Below are 20,406 nucleotides of genomic sequence, written 5' to 3'. Positions count from 1 at the left end.
GATTTCTCACCAGTTCGATGAACCGCATTCGCCTCCTGAAGGCCCTCCGGAGCGAGGCGGAGGAAACGGTGGGAACGCTCGGAGAGCGTCTCTCGATGTCACGTTCGACCGTCCATCGAAGCCTCCGGACGTTCACCGACTACGGATGGGCGCGACGCGTCGACGGCGCGTACCGATTGACCGAGGCCGGTGAACTCGTCTTGGACGCGTACGAGGAGTTGATTCACACGATAGAGTGGGTCGAGGAGTACGAGGAGTTCCTCACGTACCTCGGGGCGTCGAACGAGACCTTTCCGATACACGCCACCAGACAGGCGAGGATGGTTTCCGCGACGAAAAACGACCCCTATCGAACGATAACGTATCTCATCGACGTTCTCACGACGGCATCGACCGATCACCTCCGAGGAATGACTCCCATCCTCAGTCCGTTGTTCGCGGACGCCGGTCGGGAACTACTCGCGAACGGAACGCAGGTGGAACTCCTCGCCTCGGAAACCTGCCTCCAATCGGCGACGGAACGGTCAAACGAGGGACGGCCGTCGAGTTCGATAGACAACTTCGACCTCTTTCGCGTTCCCGACGGCCTCCCGTTCGGGGTACTGATTCTCGACGATGAACGCGTGTTGCTGTCGGTGTTCGACGAACTCGGAAACCTTCGGGCCTGTCTGGACGGTGAGAGTCACGATCTGGTAGAGTGGGCCGAGACCACGTACGAGATGTATCGGACCGAAAGTCAGCGGGTGGAGACGATACCGGATTTGAACCGATAGCGCCCCGGACCGTCCCCCGTCTTCGTTCCTGTCCACGAAAGCTCCCGAGATGTCGGAATATCCGCAGCGATCGATGGTCAGAATGATATCATTTGGTCGAGGTCGTATTCCTCCGACTACAAAATTCCCCCTCCGAGTGCAGAGGATATATAATAGATATGGTAGTACCATGGAGATTATAGAAAATGTCTAAAAACACTTTATGAAACGTCTAAGGGATTTTCAGGGCTTTATGAAACGTCTGTGAATCGACATGGTCGGAATAAAACGTCGTGAATTACACTTTACTCTCGGCTCGTTATATGACCCCTCCAGTCATAGGATGAGATACATCCCGAAGAAATCATGTCGAGTCCTCCAACGATACAGAAGGAAGGTGCATCGGATTTCGAGTTCCCCGCCCAGAACGCCGTCGAAACCGCCGGTAAAAAGCTCCTAGCGCCGGTTCAGTTCATCGGTTTCTGGGCTGCCGTCACCCTCCCGCTGGGATACCTTCCCTTCCTCTACGGTGGTTCCATTACGGACTCCGCTGACGTGTTGGCCCTACTCTTCGTCCTCAACCTCGTCGCGATGGTCGTCGGTCACGGCTACAAGCGCGACTGAGAACCGTCCCCGAGCGTGTCGCTGCCCTGAACGACGCGCTGACCGCGCCAACGGGATTTCACAGGGACGGAATCCTCACCTCCACCCCGTCTCCCCTTCTACTCGACGATTAGAAACCGGGCTCGGACGCCGCTTAGGGTCCGCTCGTAGTTGGTTCGCTCGTCGCCGTTTTCTCTTCACATCGTCCGCGCTGTCGCACGTGTCCCGGCGACGAACCGGATTCATAGAACAAATTTTCCCATTCCGTAAACTACAGTTCCCAAACCCGTCCAATCCGTTTTAGGCTCACCAAAAATAGTAACTAAATTGATAACTATTATCTCCTTCGAATCCCAATATCGACCATGAATCTTCTCGCTAATCTCGTGCTGGTGTTCGTCGCGGGGTTGATTACGGCGCTCGCGACGGGTGTCGGTGCGCTCCCCTTCTTCCTCGTCACGGACGTAAACGACCGCTGGAACGTAGCGCTCTGGGGCCTCGCATCCGGAATCATGGTGTCCGCGTCCGTTTTCGGCCTGATTTCCGAGGGACTTTCGGACGCGAATGGCGGCAGTTTGTCGGGCGTCGTCATCGGGATATTGGTGGGCGTCGCCCTCGTCGTCGTCAGCGATTACGTCATCTCCGGCGCGGACGTGAACCCGAAGAAGTACGAACAGGCGGATTTCAAGAAACTCGTTCTCATCCTCGGCGTCCTCACGGTCCACAGTTTCCCGGAAGGCGTCGCCATCGGCGTCTCGTTCGCCGACCTCGGTTTTCAGGGCGGCTATCAGTTCGCCGGGTTCGTCGTTCCGCTCCTGGCGATATTCATGACGCTCGCCATCTCGATTCACAACATTCCGGAAGGCGTGGCGATATCGATTCCGCTCCATGCGATGGGCGTGAGCAAGTGGCGAATGGTCTGGTGGTCCATCTTCTCCAGTCTCCCGCAACCCATCGGTGCCGTCATCGCCTTCTACTTCGTGCGAAGCGCCCGCGGGTTCCTGCCGATGGGGTTCGGATTCGCCGCCGGGGCGATGATCTATCTCGTCCTCTCGGAGTTCATCCCCGAAGCGCTCGAAGTCGGTGAAAACCTCCCAGGCGATGGCTACCGGGAACTCCTCTCGGGTCTCACCATCGGCGTACTGCTGATGTTGCCGCTAGCGTTCATCTGAACGGAGTTAGTGCACATCATCCCGTCGCTTTGAACTCCCGATCAGTTTACCGCCTCAGAAACGATTTTAAATCGAATGGGACGATTTGTACCCGCCATATCCGAATAGACAGGTCTGTTCATCGACCGTAAACGGTGTGAATTCACACCAACGCTCGTTCCATTATAAGATATCCCTCGGCAATGATTTAGCCGGGCACGGGTGTGCTACGATGCCGGGAACAACAATCTACGAGAACGACGGCGAATCGGCCGCCGTCAACCGCCGGAAACGGATCGCATTGCACGCGAGATTCAACGAGCACTCGCTGACGACGCCGATCCAATTCGTTGGCTTTTGGTCGGCCGTCGTCTGCCCATTCTTCTATCCGCTTCTCTTCCTGAACGGTCTCTCTGACGCCGAGAGTACCCTCTTTCTCGCTTTGCTTGGCTGCAACATCATCGCGCTCTTCGTCGGACACGCCTACGGTCAGGAATAAGTCAGAGGAGTCGCCCACCTCCCGCTCGGCCGCCCTCCACCGCACCACGCCTCCGTCACACTTCCGTCACACCTTCTTCGCTCGATTTAACCGTCCTCCACGAATACGTCGAGACATGGGACTCGAAACCGTCTCGTTGGGCAACACCGGCACGAAAGTGAGCGAAATCGCGTTCGGAACGTGGCGATTCGGCCGCGAAAACGACGAGGGGGAAGTCGAAATCGGCGAGGACCGCGCACACGAACTCCTCGACGCCTACGCCGACGCGGGCGGCAACTTCATCGACACCGCGGACATGTACGGCGACGGCGAGAGCGAGAAATACATCGGCAACTGGCTCGCCGACCGCGACCGGGAGGACTTCGTCATCGCGTCCAAGATCTACTGGCCGACGCGGAAGGACGACCCTAACGGCCGCGGCCTCTCCCGAAAACACCTGCGCCGACAGATCGACCTCATCCTCGATCGACTCGGGACGGACTACGTGGACCTCCTCTACATCCACCGATGGGACGACGACACGCCCGCCGACGAGTTCATGCGTACGCTGGACGGCTTCGTCCGCGACGGCAAGGTGAACTACCTCGGAACCTCGACGCTCGAACCCAACGCGTGGAAGGTCGCCAAGGCGAACGAGATGGGGTACGAACCGTTCCGCCTCGCACAGCCCCGATACAACCTCGTCAACCGCGAAATCGAATCGAACTACATCCCCATGTGCGAGGACTACGACATCGGCATCGTCCCGTGGTCGCCGCTGGGCGGCGGCTTCCTGACCGGCAAGTACTCGCGGGACGAGGAACCGGCGGCGGGAACCCGCGGTGCGACCGACCAACAGTTCCGCGACAGCTACCTCACCGAGGAGAACTTCGACGTACTGGAAGTCGTCGAAGCCGTGGCCGACGAAATCGGGGCGACGCCCGCGGAGGTCAGCCTCGCGTGGTTGCTGAAACACGATGCCGTGACCGCGCCCATCATCGGCGCGCGAACCGTCGAACAGTTGGAGGAGAACCTCGCCGCGACCGACGTGTCCCTGTCCGACGACCAGTTCGGGCGACTGATGGACGCGAAATCCGCGTAAGTCGTCTGCCGAACGTCGGACCAAGCGTTTTTGACCGATTGCGAACGATTCAACGATATGACCGGGAGTTCGCCGTCGGTTCCGTGTGCCATCGCAAGTGAGCGCCGCGTCCCCGTCGAGACCCACGGGAACCGCACCGGCCGTACTAACCGCAACAACCGCACCGGCCGCACCGGCTGCACCGACCGTTATGGTCGCAACGGCCGTCGTGAGCCATGAGCGACGACGACACCGACGCACCGCTCGCCCGCGTCCGCCGCGCGAAGGGCCGACAGGCCGCCCGGTCCGGCATCGACGGCGGGGCGATCGCTGTCGGACTGGTCGTGGCGCTCGGCGCGCATCTCGTTCCCGCCTTCCTCGTCTTCGTCGGGGTGTTCGATACCCTCTTGAACGGGTCGGCACTCCTGAGTACGTTCGCATTCCCGCTCGGCAGCTACGTCACGGGACGGTACGCCGGAGGGGATTCGACCCGCGGCGGCCTTCACGGCCTCCTCACGACCGGAGTTTCGCTCGCGCTCCTCGGCGGTGCCGCCGCCCTGTTCGTCGGTCCGGACCACGCGCCCGCGGAACTCGGCCGACTGCTCGTCGCCGACGATGCGACGCCGGTACTCGCCGGAACGGTCGTCTGTCTTCTCCTTTCGGGCGTCGTCGCCGGTGCGCTCGGCGCGAAACGGGTCTGATGATGCTCGATGCGGAACAACCCAAACGATTAACTGATACACGACTATCATTTCTGTATGGAAACACACGAAATGAGAGGCGTCGGCTCCGTCGTCATCGGGACAATGATGGTCGCCTCGTCCCTCCTCAGTGCCAGTACCATTACCCCGTACGCCGCGCTCGGCTCGATCGGCGGAGCGGCTCTCGTCGCTATCGGAATCATGCAGTACCGCGACTCCCGTCACTTCTCCGCCGACGAACCGGCGTCCACGTCGCAAACCATCGCGGTTTTCGCCCTCGCGGCCGTTTCGTTCGCCGCGGGAATGGCGTCGTACTGGTTCCTGTAGCCCCTATTCGAGCGCGTCGAACGCCGCTTCCAAATCCTCGATGAGGTCCTTCGGGTGTTCGACGCCGACCGAGACGCGAAGCAACGAGTCCGAGATGCCGATTTCGGCGCGCTCCTCGGGCGTCAGCGGTGCGTGGGTCATGCTCGCCGGGTGTTCGATGAGCGACTCCACGCCGCCGAGGCTGACGGCCAGCGGGAACTCGTCCAGTTCGGCCACGAAGCGTTCCACCTCGGGCAAGTCGCCGTCGAGTTCGAACGAGAGGACGCCGCCCGCGCCGTTCATCTGGCGCTGGGCGAGGTCGTACTGCGGGTGGGATTCGAGGCCGGGATAGTAGACGGTCGAGACCGCGTCGTGTTCGTCCAGATACGCCGCGATTTCGGCGGCGTTGGACTCGTGCTGGCGCATGCGGAGCGGGAGCGTCTTCAGGCCACGGAGGGTCAGGAAGGCGTCGAAGGGCGCGAGCATGTTGCCCATGCCCACCTGTTGGAGGAACCCGATTTCGTCGGCGAGGTCGGCGTCGTCGGTGACGACGGCACCGCCGATGGAGTCGCTGTGGCCGTTCAGATACTTCGTCGTGCTGTGGACGACGACGTCGGCGCCGAGTTCGAGCGGGTGCTGGAAGTACGGCGAGAGAAAGGTGTTGTCCACGCCGAAAGTCGCATCGACCGATTCGGCGACGGAGGCGATGGCTTCGATGTCACAGAGTCGGAGAAGGGGATTCGTCGGTGTCTCCATCCAGATGAGCGCCGTCTCGTCACACACGGCGTCGGAAACGGCGTTGGTGTCGCGGGCGTCCACGAAATCGACGGTCACGTCGAGTCGGTCGTCGAAGAGTTCCTTGAGCATCGTCTTCGTCCCGCCGTAGAGGTCGTCGAACGCGACGACGTGGTCGCCGGGGCTGACGGACGCCGTAATCGTAGCCACGATTGCGGACGTACCCGAGGCGAAGGCCATGCCGTGTTCGCCGCCTTCGAGGGCCGCGAGGCGCTTTTCGAGCGCGTGGCGGGTCGGATTCGCGAGCCGTGAGTAGAGATACTGGTTCTCGTCTGGGTCCAAATCCTCCAACCCGACGTCCGGGTCGATGCCGCCAGCCTCGTAGGTCGATGCGAGGTGGATGGGCATCGTCACGTCGCCCGCTCGGTCGTGGTGCGGCGGTTGTTCCGCGTGCGTCACCGCCATCGTTTCGAATTTCGGGGAGTCACCGGACTCGTCGGTCATACCACCATCCCGTTCGAGAACCAGACTTAGAAGCTTTCGATGCGGCAGAGGTCGCCATGCGCCGTGAGAATCGCCGTCCCCTGTGAATTATCGTGAAACATACTGGTGATAGATTACGGACGTGTTCGAGCTAAACTCAGCGAGCGGCGTGGGTATTTCGGTGCCGGTTTCGCTCACGCGCGGAGTCGAAAACCGTTCGAAATTCCGTTTCGAGGACGGTTCGGTCCCTCCGCTTCGTGTGTCGTTTCCCAAACCGATGTTCCGTTCCACGGAACCCTTTTCACGTTACGGAGGGATACCCGAGTACCGATGCAGTCCGAAACGAGGGCTCCAAAGGTCGATATTCTGGAGACCGGCCTCCTTCTCGTTGTGCCCTCCCTCTTTCTCGGCGTCGTTGCAACCGTCTTCGGCGACGGGGACCTCGCGGTCGGACTGCTCTCCGGCGGCCTGTTCGGTGCTCTTCTCGTGTCGTATCGTCGTGCGTTCTACGCGGTGCGGACCGAGAACGGCATCGAGCGCCGTCGCCGGTCGTACAGCGACGCCCCGGCGGACAACCCGTGGGTTCGGCTCGCAAGCGTCGAGTACGACGGGCGATACGACCGCCTCCTCGGGGCCGTGCTCGCGATTCTCGGAGTCGGTGCGTTCGCCGCGATACCGGCGACGAATCCCGACGGACCGACCGTCCTGCGGTTGGTTGTGGTCGGCCTGTTCGGAACGACGTGTCCGCTCCTCATCGTCGGGTCGGCCGCGAACGACCCGTGAAACGGCCGACTTCGAGCGGCGGGAACGTCTCCCCGGACGAACGGTGCCGTCGGCGCTCGATAACGTGGCCTAGTCGCGGTGCGTTCGTCGTCGTTCGCCTGAACTATCACGGGAGGGAACCACCGCGCTTTAACCGGTTTCCACCCAACCGTCGAACGAATGACCTCCGTTCGTGCCGAAGCGACCACGCGACGACGGTGGCTCGTCGTCGCCCTCGTGGCGGCCGTTATCTGCTACTTTTCGGTGTTCGCGTCGCCCGACGTCGGCGTCGAACGGTTGGGGCCGCTCGCCCTCTTTGGCCGGGACAAGTGGTATCACGCGCTGGGGTACGCCGTTTTGGCCGTTTCCATCGCCATCGCGGCATCCGGAAATCGGGGTCGTAGCCGATACGGCCGCGTACTGCTCTTCGCCCTCGTCGGTGCAATCGTGTTCGGCATCGCCATGGAGTTCGCCCAGTTGGCGGTGCCGCTCCGTCACACGTCGGCGCTGGACATCGGCGCGGACGCTGTCGGCGCGGCGGTGGGTGCGGTCGGGTGGTGGCTCCTCGCCCGCCGAGACGAAGCCGATTTACGCTCGTAACCGTTTTCTTCGACAATGAGTACGCCGACGCCCGAGAGCTACGAGCGGGGCAAGGGGATGGACGCCCACAACTCCGTGATGCGCGACATTCGCGCGAAAAAGGAGAAACACTACGACCCGCACGAACCGACGCGAGTGTGGTTGGACGAGGACAACACGCCCGACGGCGTCTACCAGAGCCTCACCATCATCCTCAACACTGGCGGCTGTCGTTGGGCGCGCGCCGGTGGTTGTACGATGTGCGGCTACGTCGCGGAGTCCGTCGAAGGCGGGAGCGTCGGCCACGACGCCCTGATGGACCAGATCGAGGTCTGTCTCGATCACGAACGCGAAGGGGCCGACGAGAAGAGCGGCCTCATCAAAATCTACACGTCCGGGTCGTTCTTGGACGAGCGCGAAGTCGGTGCGGAGACACGACGAGCCATCGCGGAGACGTTCGCCGACCGCGACCGAATCGTCGTGGAGAGCCTGCCGGATTTCGTCACGGCGGAGAAACTGCAGGATTTCCGCGGCGTCGGCCTCGAAACCGACGTCGCCATCGGACTGGAGACGGCCAACGACCGCGTGCGTCACGACTGCGTGAACAAGTACTTCGACTTCGAGGAGTTCATCCAAGCCAGCGAGAACGCAGAATCCGTCGGTGCGGGCGTCAAGGCGTATCTGCTGATGAAGCCGATATTCCTCTCGGAGGCGGAGGCTGTACAGGACATGAAGGAGTCCATCCGCAAGTGCGCCGAGTACGCCCACACCGTCTCGATGAACCCGACCAACGTCCAGCGCTACACGATGATCGACGAACTTCACTTCCGCAACGGCTACCGTCCGCCGTGGCTCTGGAGCGTCTGTGAGGTACTGGAGGACACCGCCGACGCGCCGGCAATCGTCGTTTCCGACCCCGTCGGACACGGTAGCGATCGTGGCGCGCACAACTGCGGCGAGTGCGACGACCTCGTCCAGAAGGCCATCAAGGATTTCGACCTGCGCCAAGACCCCTCCGTCTTCTCCGAAGTCTCCTGTGAGTGTGAGCACACGTGGGAGGCGGTCGTGGAGCGGGAAACGAGCTATAGCCTTCCGCTGGCACGATAGTCAGGGCGAACTTACCCGGGCTACGGCGTGGATAACAAAGTACGCTCCACGCCAATCACCGTCCGGGGGGACGGGCGGGAGCCCGAAGGAATGACGAAGGGTGGAGGTACCTACGAGACGGTGTTTTGTTCGAACGGCTGGGTGGAGATCCGCCATCCGGAGCGGACGGCACAGTGGATAGCCACGGACTCGCCGACCGAGGTACGGCGCTGATGTACGCCGGACCGGTCATCATGTGGCCGCTCGTCCTGCTTTTCGTGGTCGGGGTGTTGGCTTCGGTCGGATGGCGACTCGTTTCTCGGCGACGAAGATAGGGTACGGCCGATGAACGGACGGTTCGTTTCCCGGTAGACTGTGAATGTTCGGGACGACGTGTAGATGCTTCTCGCCGTCGCGATTCAGAGCTTTCGTGCCATCATGACCTCGTCCACGAATTCGTCGCCGACGAGGTAGTGGTCCGCGCGGACGGCCTCGGTTTCCCAACCGTACTCTTCCAGCAATTCGATGGCGGTTTCGTTGGTTGCGGGGAGGCTCTGGTAGACCTTGTTGTAGCCCGATTCTCGCGCCCAGTTCATCGCGCGCTCCAGCAGTCGGCCGCCGATGCCGTGTTCGCGGAAGGGACCGCGAACGCCGACCGTCAGTTCGGCGGTGTGGCGCAGTTGGTCGAGTTCCGGCGCGTCCACGTGGACCCACCCGGCGATTCCGTCGTCGTTCTCGCCGCCGTCCACCGTCGCGACGTAAAACAGCCGCGAGCGTCGGTCGTTGTGTCGCAGGAGCGCTCCCTCGTTCCCGATGTCGGCGGCGACGCGCTGTGCGGAAATCGACGCCCCTTCGTCGGCGACCTCGTGAATCGCCGTTTCGATGCCCTTCCAATCGAACTGGTGGGCCTGTCGGATGGAGTACGAGAGGTCCGACTCCTCGTACGTCTCGACTTCGTCGTCGAGCGCGAGGTGCAGTTCACCTTCGTCCTGTACGAGACGTCCCGAATCGACGAGTGCGGCGACGGACTCGTGGAACTCCTCGGATGGAACTCGAACCTGTGGCTCGGTCGTCCCCGAGCGGGCCGGTTTCGACCCGGACGGGGAGTCGATCCGTACCCCGTCACGAATCTCCTCGACGGTGGCCGAACCGTTCCGTTCGACGTGGTGGTAGATACGTTCCTGAATCGCGTCTTCGAACTCGAGGTCGGCGGGCACTCCCATAGGAATGGGTACCACTCCGAGGGGATTTATTATTTATCGCCTAAAAAAGCCCGCTTCGGATTATAAACTCGCGACCGAATAAATCTATTTTTCCTCGACGTGCCGAACCTCGGTGGCGATGCCGCGAGTGGATTCGACCATCTCCGGGCCGCTCATCTCGGCGCGGCCGATGGCGAACGCCTTCGGGCCTTCGATGACGACTTCGTCGCCGGGACGGATGTCGCCGTCCGCGTCCACCACTCCCGGCGCGAGAACGCTCCCGTGCGGCGCGAACGCGTCGATTTCGACCCGCTTGACCGGTGCGTCACTCTCGACCCAGTGTCGGGCACCTGCGAGCGTGAACGAGAGGGTGCCGTACTGGGGAACCATCGCGGCGAGTTGCTCGCCGTCGTCGTCGTGTACCCGCAGTTTCGGGTAGCGACTCTGGATGTTAAGTTCGGAGAAAAGGGCGTCCCCCGCGCCGTCGCCGAACTGGTAGTCCGCCATCGCTCGGACGGTGTTGTGCTGGCGGTCACGCTTGCCGTACTTCGATTCGCCGGTCAGGGTGCCGGCGAGATTGGAAAGCGATTCCGTCGTCGTCGGATGGTCCTCGACGGTATATTCGAACTCCACGTCAAGGGCGTTCTCGACTCGCTCGCACACGTCTCGGTAGCCTTCTTCGGGAACGTGGGCGATGATTCTCGGGTATTCGTTTCGCTCCAGATAGCGCCGGAGGACTTCCGCCACGAACTCCTTTTCGTCCTCGCTCCAGCGTCCCGTAACCACGGAGTCGTAATGCTGTGCGGGGTAGGTCAGTTCGAGTTCCTGCGGGACGACGCCGATGGGACTCGTCATCGACACCTTGTGCGCCTTGAACTGGATGGCGTCGTGGTACTGGCCGTGACTCTGTGATTCGCTATACGGCTTTTTCGCCGAACACGGCAGGAGCACCAGCGGGCGGTCGAACCGGTTTCGATAGCGCGTCGTGATCCGGTTGGCGAAGCGTTGAATCTCCACCCGGCGAAGGCTGTCCGCCGTCGCTGCGGCGAGTTCCGCGTTCCGAATGACGGGCGTTCGCTCCTCGACGTAGCTCCATTGCTGGTCGAACTCCCGGAATGCGGCCGTGAGCCACTGTTCGTGACGGGCCTGTCCTTCGATGTAATCGCGGAGTCGTCCCGCACGGATTCGTTCGCGGACGATTCCGAGTTCGGCCCGGAGGGCGTTGACGTTGTGTTCGGCGCAGTGTTCACGCGTGAACTCGTCCACCGAGCGCTGGCAGGCGGGACAGGAACACGGCAGTTCGTGTAAATCGTCCAAATAGTGCTGACCCTCCGTCGTCAGGTACTTTCCTTGGGTTCCTTTGACGACGGCCAAATCGGAGTCCACGAGGTCCACTCCGGCGTACGCAAGCGTGGCGACGTTTTCCGGCGTGGCGACGCCCGACAGCATGAGCGCGCTGTCCGCGGGAATCGCCTCGCGGGTGTCGATGATGGCGTCCTTGAATCCGGCCCCGTGGCCGACGACGCCGCGCGCACCCGAGAGGATGTACGTGTCAGCGCCGTAGTCTTCGGCCGTCTCGGGCGCGATGACGGCGGCGCTCGGGTACTCGACGTCCGGATAGTCCACGGCGAACGACTCCATCACTTCGTCGTCGGTGCCGCTCGGGAACGCTCGATGCGGGAGAACGGTCAGTTTCGACTCGTCCCCCTCCGGCAACTCTCGCGATTTGAACCAGAGGCTTCCGCCGTCGGAAATCACCTCGTCCGCCAGCGCGGGCGTCGTCACCGACGTAGAGAGGCGAAGTTCCCCGATTCGGGCCGCCCCATCGCGGCCGTGAATCTCGAAATAATCGGTCATACCCGTTCTTCGGGGAAGCGGCTTGAACTATCTTGCGTAACTCCGTGAGTTGTAGCGTCGCGTAAAACGCCCGGATGCCGATTTCGAAAACGTGGGTGGACGTCGAGTCGGTAAAACGGGAGTTTAGCGATCGCCCGGCGTCGGGTTGTTGGTCGTCGTTTCGGCGCTGGAGGTGTCTCCGCTGGCGGTTTCGCCGCTGGACGCCGAGAACGTCGCGTACCCGGCGAGTATCGCGACGATGACGCCGACGACGATGTCGTTCCAGAACAACAACGAGGTCGTGCCCCAGATGAACGCGGAGACGATCATCCACAACCCGAGTATCGTGTTGAGTCCACTGCTTCCCTGTTGTGCCGACCCGCCGTTCATCGCGTTGTACGCGCTGAACGCTCCGAGGATGGTGATGGCTGCCCCGACGATGATGTCGTTCCAGAAGGCCCATCCGTTGGCCGACCAAACGAATGTCGGGATAAAGAACAGCCACAACCCGAGCAGTACGTTCGCTCCTGATGCCCATCGAGAGGGCGCCGATTGAGTGTTTGAACTCATATTGTAGTCACCTCACACCGGGATCGCCCCGGCACCGATAGTTAGAGGCTTGCGCTGAAGGGGAATTTTGGTTTCCATAGCAGGCCGCTTTTACGAGTCATAACCACCCGATACAACGTTCAGAAACCCTATTTTCGGCGGAATCATCCTAACTGAGAAACGTCCGTATCGTCGCACACGATGGGACGATCCACTTACCGCCGAAATCCCATTTCAAGCAACGACGCTGGCAAAGACACGAACAATCTTCCTCCCAGAGAACAATCGTGTGGCCGCCGAGCCGGGTGAGTTGACGCCGCCATCGGCTCGGATGGGCCGACACGAATGCCACGAAATCCGGCACACGCCCTCCACAGCGAGTCCGTGGCACGTTAGATAGTCTCGTCCAGTGCCGGAACATACCGTCCCGGCGCTCGAACCAAGACGTGCAAGCGCCCCAATGCTTTCGCTTTCGAGTTAATGGAATTTATACGGTAGCGAACGACGACGAACGTCGAACCTCAGACGCTCGTGAGGTCCACGGTTCGAACCGATTCGGGGACCATGGTTAGCGCCGATTCCGGCCACCCCTCGTGTGCGAGCGTGAAATCGTTTTCCGGGTTTTCGTCGATTAACCGCGCCACGCCGCGAGCGGCCGATTCGTATCCCGCGGCGTCCATCCGGTCGGGGATTTCCGCCGTGAGCGGATACGTCTCCGAAAGCGCGCGAGGGAACGGACCGAACGGGGGCACGACGTTCCACGATTCGTCGTAGCGACTGCTCGGGTTGCCCTCGGTAAGGAGGACTCTCCCCTCGGGGTTCAACCGCGAGAGTCGCTGGTGGTGGCGGACGACTTCGGGTCGCGCGGCGCTCTCGCCCGAGAGGTAGAAAAAGGCCCCCTTCGAAGCCGGGTCGGTTCGTTCGAGTTGCGCGGCGTGGTCGCCGAGCGCGCGGTAGCCGTCGAGCATCGCGGGATGGGCGCGGGCGCGGTTTTCGACCAGTTCGAACAGGTTCCCCGTCCGAATCGCTTGCTTGATGGTCCGTATTTCCTCGAACGTGACGTGGAGGTTGTGTTCCGCCAGCAGTCGCTCGCGTTCCCGTTCGCCCTCGTTGCGAATCTCCTCGGGCGTGTGATTCGCACAAACCGGACACGAACACGGGAAGTAATCGAGGTCGTCCAACTGCTCCGTGCCGCGGACCGTCAGGTAGCGTCCGTCGCGGGCGTACAGCGCGTAGGCCGCCGAATCGAACAGGTCACATCCCATGGCGACCGCCAGCGCGAACATCATGGGGTGACCCGCGCCGAACAGGTGGACCGGTGCGTCCGCACCCAGTCCGCGCTTTGCTCCCGCGACGACGTCCACCATGTCGCCGTAGCGGTACTCGTTCATCAGCGGGACGACCGCGCCGACCGGGAACACGTCGAGCGACGTTCCATCCGCGTGGTGGCCCGCTTCCTCCCGGAGGTCGGGATACGTCGAACCCTGCACCGGCGCGTTGACGAGCATATCGCCGACGTCGACCGTCTCCGCGAGTTCGAGGCGTTCTTGCGTCGTCGCCAGTTCCTCTTCGGCCTGTTCGCGGTCCACGTCCGGCGGCGTCGGAATGTCCACGGGCGTTCCGATGTCCGAACCGATATCGTGTTGGAACCGAAGGATTTCCTCGGTCGTCACGGTGATTTCCCCGTACTCGGCGAGTTGGAACGACCCGGAGTCGGTCATGATGGCCCCGTCGAAGTCGAGGAGTTCGTGCAGACCCACTTCGAGCGCTTCGTCGCGGAAATCCTCGCTCTTGTAGAGAATGTAGGAGTTGGTGATGAGGATGTCCGCGCCGAACTCGCTTTCGAGGCGAGACGGCTCGACCGTCAGCATATGCGGGTTGACGACCGGCAGCAATGCCGGGGTCTCGACCGTCACGCCCGCACGCGGGACGGTGAGTTCCCCGATTCGCCCCGCACCGTCTTGGGTGCGAATTTCGAAGTTGTCTCGTTCCATTACCGCCGCGTAGCCACGGTGGCGGTGTAAGAATTCCGCTCTCGATTTTCGGACGAAGGGGACCGTCACGTCGAACATGATCGGTGGCCGACGAATCGGTTCGGGAAAGCGACATACGGGCGTTGGCCTCGTTCTCGTATTTAAACCCTCTCCCGGAGGTTTAGGAGGGTCGAATGCGAGGAAGTAGCATGGACTCGATTGCCTTATCGGACCGCGAAGCGACCGAAGTGACCGACGGCGTGTATCTCGCGCAACTGGCCGCCGGTGAGCGGATGAGCATCCAGCACTTCCACATCGAACCCGGCGCGACCGTGCCGGAACACAGCCACGAACACGAACAGACGGGGTTCATCTATGACAGCGCGCTGACGTTCGTCGTCGACGGAGAGGAGTTCGTCATCGAGAAGGGGGACTCGTACGCGATTCCGGGGGACGAACCGCACGCGGCGGAGAACAGGACCGACACGCCGGTTCGCGGCATCGACGTGTTCAGTCCTCCCCGACTCGACGTGCCGTGGAAGTGAGGTCGTTCGCACCGCCCCGAAACTAAACTTATTATCGTGATGGTCGTAGCTCCGTGTGGTAGTGTGCCATGATAGGAGTTACCGAACTGGAGGAGATGCTCGAAAACATGGTGACGGCGCGTCACTACGAGGAGCGACTACAGGAGGAGTATCTCGAAGGGAAGCAACCGGCGTTCGACATCTCGGCCGGACCGATTCCGGGCGAACTACACCTCGCCGCGGGACACGAGGCGTCCGGCGCGGGCGTCTGCCAGCACCTCCGCGACGACGACACTGTGACGGGACCGCACCGGCCCCATCACGTCGCCATCGCGAAGGGCGTGGACTTGAAACGGATGACCGCCGAGATATTCGGCCGTGAGACGGGTCTGTGTCGTGGAAAAGGAGGACACATGCACCTCTTCGACCCCGACGTGAACTTCTCGGCCAGCGGCATCATCGCCGAGGGGTGTCCCCCCGCGGTCGGTGCCGGACTCGCGGCGAAGATGCGAAACGAGGATAGCGTTGCCGTGGCGTTCCTCGGCGAGGGAGCGATCGACCAAGGCGGGTTCCTCGAATCGTTGAACCTCGCCAGCGTCCACGACCTGCCGGTCGTGTTCGTCGTCGAGGACAACGACTGGGCCATCAGCATGCCCAAAGGACGGGTGACGGACGTGGAAAACGGTGCCCAGCGAGCGGACGGGTTCGACATGCCGGGCCACCGTGTGGACCACGACGACGCGACGGCCGTCTACGAGGCGGCGGGCGAAGCGGTGGGCCGCGCCCGCGACGGAAACGGACCGACGCTGTTGGAAGTGCAGGTCCACCGCCGGATGGGTCATTTCATGGGCGACGCCGAGGCCTACCGCCCGGACGCGGACACCGAACGGGCACAGCACCTCGATTCCATCGACCGACTCGAAGCCGACCTTCGCTCGACCGGCGCGGACGAGGGGACCGTCGAGGAAATCCGTTCGCGAGCGAAAGAACGCGTCGAGGACGCCATCGAGTGGGCCAAAGAGCAACCCGAACCGGACCCGGGGGAAGCCTACGAGAACGTGTTCACGAATCCACCGGACGGCTACGCGGAAACCCTGCGAGGTGGTGAGTGATGTCGGAAACGGCAGGGGAGGGACGAGAACTGACGATGAGTCGGGCGATGGTGGACGCCATCGCACACGAGATGCGCGAGAGCGACGACGTGTTCGTCATGGGCGAGGATATCGCCGACTACGGCGGCATCTTCGACAGCACGCAGGGGCTTCTCGACGAGTTCGGTCACGACCGAATCATGGACGTACCCATCAGCGAAACCGCCTTCATCGGCGCGGCGGTCGGCGCGGCCCAATCCGGCATGCGCCCGATTGCCGAACTGATGTTCGTCGATTTCTTCGGCGTCGCCATGGACCAGATCTACAACCAGATGGCGAAGAACACCTACATGAGCGGCGGGAGCGTGAGCGTCCCGATGGTGTTGATGACGGCCGTCGGCGGCACGTACAACGACGCCGCCCAGCACTCCCAGACGCTGTACGGTACGTTCGCTCACCTTCCGGGCATGAAGGTCGTCGTGCCGTCCACCGCCTACGACGCCAAGGGACTGATGCACGCGGCCATCCGCGACGACGACCCGGTCGTCTTCATGTTCCACAAGCGCCTGATGGGTATCGGCTGGATGCCCGCTCCCGGAGGACCGAAAACACCGGTTCCGGACGAGGATTACACCGTCGAGTTCGGCGAGGCGGACGTGAAGCGCGAAGGCGACGACGTGACCGTCGTCACGCTCGGCCTGCACGTTCACCGCGCCATCGAGGCCGCCGAGGAACTCGCGGACGAGGTGGACGTCGAAGTCATCGACCTCCGCTCGTTGGTGCCGTTGGACACCGAGACGATAGTCGAGTCGGTGTCGAAGACCGGCCGACTCGTCGTCGTGGACGAAGACTACCGCTCGTTCGGCGTGTCCGGGGAAATCATCGCACGCGCGGCGGAGAACGGACTCTCCGATCTCACCGCGGTCGAGCGTGTGACCATGCCGGACACGCCGATTCCGTACGCCCGCCCGCTGGAACAGGAGGTCAACCCCGGAACCGACGACATCATCGAGGCCGTCCGATCCATCAACGATGAGTGAGGACGACCTCGTCGCGGTCGATTCGGCTGCGGTCTGGCCCGAGGACGCACGGGACGTCGAGGAGGCCATCGTCGCGAACTGGTTCGTCAGCGAGGGAACCGACGTCGAGGAGGGCGACACCATCGCCGAGATCCAGATCGAGAAGGTGAGTGTGGACGTGCCCGCCCCGGTGACGGGCGAACTGGTCGAACGACTAGTCGGGGAGAACGCGGAGTTCGAACGCGGCGACGCGTTGGCGCGGATTCGGCCCGCATAACGCGTCGCCGGTTTCGGTCCGTTCTTCAGAACGATTTTATCACCGCTCTATCTCTATATCGACATGTCTCGACTGACACGTCGGAAAACCCTCCAACTCGGCGGGGCGGCGTTCACCGCTGGACTCGCTGGGTGTTCCGCGTTCGGGGAGCAGTCGCCGACCCCGCTTCTGGGAAAACTGGAGGCCGTCAATCACGACCGCCGACCGCACACTCTCCACGCCCTCTTTCTCGACGACGGAAATCCCGTCTATTGGGTCTCGAAAGAGATTCCCGCGGCCGACGAATCCGGTCCGGGATTCGCCCGTTTCGAGGAATATCCGACGGAACCGGACGGGCACGCGCTCCACGTTCGCGTCGAAGACCAGCCAAAATCCGATTGGGAGCAGTTCGACTTCGACCAACCGAACACCACGTGTTACGGATTCCTGCTATCGGTCGGTTCCAAGAACGGAAGTCCGTTCGTCGATATCTGGCAGACGACCGGCACGCTCCCGTGCGAGGGAGTCCGGACGATGAACGAGAGCGAGTAGCGATGATTTTCTAGTTTGATTACGACTCTGGCGAGTCCAAAAGTAAAAATATAGCGAGGTGGGTTGTTTGCACGCGAGAATATTTCTACGAAAGTTTCTCTATATTCCCAGAAATCTTCGATTTCTGGCCGCACGAAAAGCTGTCGTAGACCGCTTTTCGATGTCTTCGCGGCGGAGCCGCGAAGGTCAGAAAAACTCTCTACGAGAGTTTTTCGATATTCTCGACGATGGCGTCGGCGTACTCGCTGGTGGCGAGTTTGTTGCCGCCTTCGATCTGGCGTTCGAGGTCGTAGGTGACGTTGCCGGAGGAGATGGTCTCCTCGACGGCGTCGTAGACGAGTTCGCTGGCGTCCTTCCAGCCCATGTAGTCGAGCATGAGACGTCCGGAGAGAATCATCGCGGTCGGGTTGACTTTGTCCTCACCGGCGTACTTCGGCGCGGAGCCGTGGACCGGTTCCGCGAGACAGCGGTGTTCGCCGAAGTTCGCGCCGGGTGCGATGCCGAGGCCACCGATTTGCGCGCCCGCGGCGTCGGACATGTAGTCGCCGTTCAGGTTCATCGTGGCGATGACGTCGTACTGGTCCGTGCGGGTCAGAAGCTGCTGGAGCATGTTGTCCGCGATGCGGTCCTTGACGACGAGTTTGTCGTCGGGCTGTTCGCCGTCGTACTCGTCCCACAGTTCGTCCTCCGTGATGGTGACGTCGCCGAACTCGTCCTTCGCGAGTTCGTAGCCCCAGTCGCGGAACGCGCCCTCGGTGAACTTCATGATGTTACCCTTGTGGACGAGCGTGACGGAATCACGGTCGTTTTCGAGGGCGTACTCGATCGCCTCGCGGACGAGACGCTTCGAGCCGAACTCCGTGATGGGCTTGATGCCGATGCCGACCGGTCCGTCGTGGATGACATCGTTTTCGCCCATCTCGTCCTCGACGAACGCTTTGACTTCCTCGACTTCGTCGGTACCGGCTTCCCACTCGATACCGGCGTAAACGTCCTCCGTGTTCTCACGGAAGAAGACCATATCCATCGCCTCGGGGTGTTTGACGGGCGACGGAACGCCGTCGAGGTGGTAGGTCGGGCGGACGTTCGCGTAGAGGTCGAGCGTCTTGCGGAGCGCGACGTTCAGGCTGCGGAATCCCGCTCCGACGGGCGTCGTGAGCGGGCCTTTGATGGCGATGTTGAACTGCTTGATGGCTTCGACGGTGTCGTCCGGGAGGTTCTCGTCGTACTTCTCGCGGGCGCTTGCACCGGCGTAGACGCGCATCCAGTTGATTTCGCGGCCGGTCGCTTTCGCAGCGGCGTCGAGCACTTTCTGTGCGGCGGGGCCGACGTCCGTTCCGATTCCGTCCCCGTGGATGATCGGAATGACGGGGTTGTCAGGTACGTCGAGTTCGCCTGTCTCCTCGTCGTACGTGATTTGGGCCCCTTCTGCGGGTACTTCTACCTTGTCGTACTCGTAGCTCATGAACGTGTGAACATCCGGAGGAGGAGGATAAAAGGCCTGCCGTTTCTCCCCAGTATGGGCCTTATACGCCCTTAAAGAGGGGCGGATTCGAGGGACGGTTCGGGGGTAACAGTGGTCGTTCGGGCCGTTAGAGTATTCCCGCTCATACATCGGCATCGTTCGACTGACTGACGGTTTCGTTCGGTTTCAGTTATATTCTACGCTGTCACCTCCGCGAGTTCGTCCTGGACTGCCGTTTGACGTGATTTTATGCCGTCACACGCGAGAGGGTGGGCATGAACGTCATCGTCCACGGCGGTGCTGGCGGCGAACCGGACGAACCGACCCCCCGACAGGGCGTCCTCGACGAGGCGGCCGCCACGGGGAGCGAACAGGAAACGGTCGTCGACGCCGTCGAGGCGGCGGTTCACGTCCTCGAATCCTCCCCTCGATTCAACGCGGGCGTCGGCGGCGCGGTCCAGAGCGACGGGAACATCCGAACCGACGCGGGAATCATGACGAGCGACCGGGACGCGGGTGCGGCCTGTTCGATGCCCGGCGTCGAACACGCCGTCAGCGCCGCCCGAGTCGTGATGGAGGAGACGCCGCACGTCCTCGTCAGCGGCGAACACGCCGTCTCCCTCGCGGCGGATTTCGGCGTCGAAACGGACATCGACCTCTGGACGGAAAAGAGCCGAGAACGGTGGGCGGAGGACGACACGCCCGAGGGGTCGCCGAGCCAGCACCTCGATTTGCTCCGCGAGAAGTTCGGGGGGAGAACGGAGGAGTCGAGCGGGGGCGACCCGCGAGACCACGACACGGTCGGTGCGGTGGCGTACGACGGCACGGACTTCGCGGCGGCGACGTCGACCGGCGGGAGATGGCTCGCGCTCGCCGGGCGGGTCGGCGACGTCCCGCAAATCGGGAGCGGCTTCTACGCGGCCCCGGCGGGTGCGGCGAGTTCGACCGGTGCCGGCGAGGACATCGCCAAATCGACCCTGACCCGGCGAGCGGTTCGTCACCTCGAATCGGGATACGACGCGGGGGAGGCGGCGGACCGGGCCATCGAGGAGTTCGCGGAACTCACCGGGTCGGAGGCGGGCGTCATCGTCCTCGACAGGAACGGGGACACCGGGAGCGCGTTCAACACCGACGCGATGCAGACGAGCGTCAGCAGGTAGTTCGGCTCGTCGTTCGATTTCGTCGTAACGCAAACTCTTTCCGGCGTTCGGGCGAAAGACGA

At 62.3% G+C, this 20,406-nt stretch carries 23 protein-coding genes; 17 read left to right on the top strand and 6 right to left on the bottom strand.

All coding sequences use genetic code 11. The annotated features are described in order from the left end of the window. The first annotated feature begins 17 nt into the window (after positions 1-17). From LJF34_RS12300 to LJF34_RS12270, 7 genes are all read left to right on the top strand, one after another. Positions 18-773: a helix-turn-helix domain-containing protein gene (locus tag LJF34_RS12300; protein ID WP_231185307.1), complete on the top strand. Its 756-nt coding sequence runs from the start codon at positions 18-20 to the stop codon at positions 771-773. A 345-nt stretch (positions 774-1,118) separates the two neighbouring features. After that, on the top strand, positions 1,119-1,376 hold the full coding sequence (locus LJF34_RS12295) for a hypothetical protein (protein ID WP_231185306.1): 258 nt from the start codon (positions 1,119-1,121) through the stop codon (positions 1,374-1,376). Positions 1,377-1,720: 344 nt separating this feature from the next. After that, positions 1,721-2,527 carry a ZIP family metal transporter gene (locus LJF34_RS12290; protein WP_231185305.1) on the top strand — a complete coding sequence of 269 codons (807 nt, stop codon included), beginning with the start codon at positions 1,721-1,723 and terminating at the stop codon, positions 2,525-2,527. A gap of 211 nt (positions 2,528-2,738) precedes the next feature. Further along, positions 2,739-3,005 carry a hypothetical protein gene (locus tag LJF34_RS12285; protein WP_231185304.1) on the top strand — a complete coding sequence of 89 codons (267 nt, stop codon included), beginning with the start codon at positions 2,739-2,741 and terminating at the stop codon, positions 3,003-3,005. 115 nt (positions 3,006-3,120) lie between these two features. Next, complete coding sequence (locus LJF34_RS12280; RefSeq protein ID WP_231185303.1) at positions 3,121-4,086, top strand: aldo/keto reductase; 966 nt, start codon at positions 3,121-3,123, stop codon at positions 4,084-4,086. Positions 4,087-4,301: 215 nt separating this feature from the next. Then, positions 4,302-4,766: a hypothetical protein gene (locus LJF34_RS12275; protein WP_231185302.1), complete on the top strand. Its 465-nt coding sequence runs from the start codon at positions 4,302-4,304 to the stop codon at positions 4,764-4,766. A gap of 57 nt (positions 4,767-4,823) precedes the next feature. After that, complete coding sequence (locus LJF34_RS12270; protein WP_231185301.1) at positions 4,824-5,093, top strand: hypothetical protein; 270 nt, start codon at positions 4,824-4,826, stop codon at positions 5,091-5,093. Between the two features lie 3 nt (positions 5,094-5,096). Here LJF34_RS12270 and LJF34_RS12265 read toward each other — a convergent pair whose 3' ends face one another. Then, complete coding sequence (locus LJF34_RS12265) at positions 5,097-6,272, bottom strand: PLP-dependent aspartate aminotransferase family protein (RefSeq protein WP_231186318.1); 1,176 nt, start codon at positions 6,270-6,272, stop codon at positions 5,097-5,099. Between the two features lie 348 nt (positions 6,273-6,620). Between LJF34_RS12265 and LJF34_RS12260 the strand changes: the two genes are divergently transcribed. The 4 genes from LJF34_RS12260 (at position 6,621) to LJF34_RS28965 (ending at position 8,951) form a co-directional block, all read left to right on the top strand. Continuing rightward, the gene (locus tag LJF34_RS12260; protein ID WP_231185300.1) at positions 6,621-7,073 is read left to right on the top strand and encodes a hypothetical protein; all 453 of its coding nucleotides are present in this window, start codon (positions 6,621-6,623) and stop codon (positions 7,071-7,073) included. A 159-nt stretch (positions 7,074-7,232) separates the two neighbouring features. Continuing rightward, positions 7,233-7,652, top strand: a complete 420-nt coding sequence (locus tag LJF34_RS12255) for a VanZ family protein (protein ID WP_231185299.1) — start codon at positions 7,233-7,235, stop codon at positions 7,650-7,652. A 15-nt stretch (positions 7,653-7,667) separates the two neighbouring features. Continuing rightward, positions 7,668-8,738: an archaeosine biosynthesis radical SAM protein RaSEA gene (locus LJF34_RS12250; protein ID WP_231185298.1), complete on the top strand. Its 1,071-nt coding sequence runs from the start codon at positions 7,668-7,670 to the stop codon at positions 8,736-8,738. A 90-nt stretch (positions 8,739-8,828) separates the two neighbouring features. After that, the gene (locus tag LJF34_RS28965) at positions 8,829-8,951 is read left to right on the top strand and encodes a hypothetical protein (protein ID WP_255666008.1); all 123 of its coding nucleotides are present in this window, start codon (positions 8,829-8,831) and stop codon (positions 8,949-8,951) included. A 185-nt stretch (positions 8,952-9,136) separates the two neighbouring features. On the opposite strand, the gene LJF34_RS12245 is transcribed toward LJF34_RS28965, so the two are convergent. The 4 genes from LJF34_RS12245 to tgtA form a co-directional block, all read right to left on the bottom strand. After that, positions 9,137-9,940 (bottom strand): GNAT family N-acetyltransferase, encoded by an 804-nt coding sequence (locus LJF34_RS12245; RefSeq protein ID WP_231185297.1) that lies wholly within the window; start codon positions 9,938-9,940, stop codon positions 9,137-9,139. Between the two features lie 84 nt (positions 9,941-10,024). Next, on the bottom strand, positions 10,025-11,776 hold the full coding sequence (arcS, locus tag LJF34_RS12240; RefSeq protein ID WP_231185296.1) for an archaeosine synthase subunit alpha: 1,752 nt from the start codon (positions 11,774-11,776) through the stop codon (positions 10,025-10,027). Positions 11,777-11,899: 123 nt separating this feature from the next. Then, entirely contained in the window at positions 11,900-12,325 is a 426-nt protein-coding gene (locus tag LJF34_RS12235) for an SPW repeat protein (protein ID WP_231185295.1), read from the bottom strand. A gap of 500 nt (positions 12,326-12,825) precedes the next feature. After that, the gene (gene tgtA, locus LJF34_RS12230; protein WP_231185294.1) at positions 12,826-14,298 is read right to left on the bottom strand and encodes a tRNA guanosine(15) transglycosylase TgtA; all 1,473 of its coding nucleotides are present in this window, start codon (positions 14,296-14,298) and stop codon (positions 12,826-12,828) included. A 188-nt stretch (positions 14,299-14,486) separates the two neighbouring features. Between tgtA and LJF34_RS12225 the strand changes: the two genes are divergently transcribed. From LJF34_RS12225 to LJF34_RS12205, 5 genes are all read left to right on the top strand, one after another. Next, entirely contained in the window at positions 14,487-14,822 is a 336-nt protein-coding gene (locus LJF34_RS12225; RefSeq protein ID WP_231185293.1) for a cupin domain-containing protein, read from the top strand. A gap of 68 nt (positions 14,823-14,890) precedes the next feature. Then, positions 14,891-15,913, top strand: a complete 1,023-nt coding sequence (locus LJF34_RS12220) for a thiamine pyrophosphate-dependent dehydrogenase E1 component subunit alpha (protein WP_231185292.1) — start codon at positions 14,891-14,893, stop codon at positions 15,911-15,913. Beyond that, entirely contained in the window at positions 15,913-16,932 is a 1,020-nt protein-coding gene (locus LJF34_RS12215) for an alpha-ketoacid dehydrogenase subunit beta (protein WP_231185291.1), read from the top strand. The genes LJF34_RS12220 and LJF34_RS12215 overlap by 1 nt, the downstream gene beginning before the upstream one ends. Beyond that, positions 16,925-17,188: a lipoyl domain-containing protein gene (locus LJF34_RS12210; protein ID WP_231185290.1), complete on the top strand. Its 264-nt coding sequence runs from the start codon at positions 16,925-16,927 to the stop codon at positions 17,186-17,188. Before LJF34_RS12215 ends, LJF34_RS12210 begins: the two co-directional genes overlap by 8 nt. A gap of 63 nt (positions 17,189-17,251) precedes the next feature. Continuing rightward, the gene (locus LJF34_RS12205; protein WP_231185289.1) at positions 17,252-17,719 is read left to right on the top strand and encodes a hypothetical protein; all 468 of its coding nucleotides are present in this window, start codon (positions 17,252-17,254) and stop codon (positions 17,717-17,719) included. 199 nt (positions 17,720-17,918) lie between these two features. On the opposite strand, the gene icd is transcribed toward LJF34_RS12205, so the two are convergent. Beyond that, the gene (gene icd / locus LJF34_RS12200) at positions 17,919-19,184 is read right to left on the bottom strand and encodes an isocitrate dehydrogenase (NADP(+)) (RefSeq protein WP_231185288.1); all 1,266 of its coding nucleotides are present in this window, start codon (positions 19,182-19,184) and stop codon (positions 17,919-17,921) included. Positions 19,185-19,459: 275 nt separating this feature from the next. On the opposite strand from icd, the gene LJF34_RS12195 reads away from it, so the two are divergent. Next, positions 19,460-20,344 (top strand): isoaspartyl peptidase/L-asparaginase family protein, encoded by an 885-nt coding sequence (locus tag LJF34_RS12195; RefSeq protein WP_231185287.1) that lies wholly within the window; start codon positions 19,460-19,462, stop codon positions 20,342-20,344. Positions 20,345-20,406 lie beyond the last annotated feature (62 nt).

It is taken from the genome of Haladaptatus sp. DYF46, from assembly GCF_021083305.1.
Lineage (GTDB): Archaea > Halobacteriota > Halobacteria > Halobacteriales > Haladaptataceae > Haladaptatus.
The sequence above is the reverse complement of the archived record's forward strand: the minus strand, read 5'-3'. Positions and strand labels throughout refer to the sequence as shown.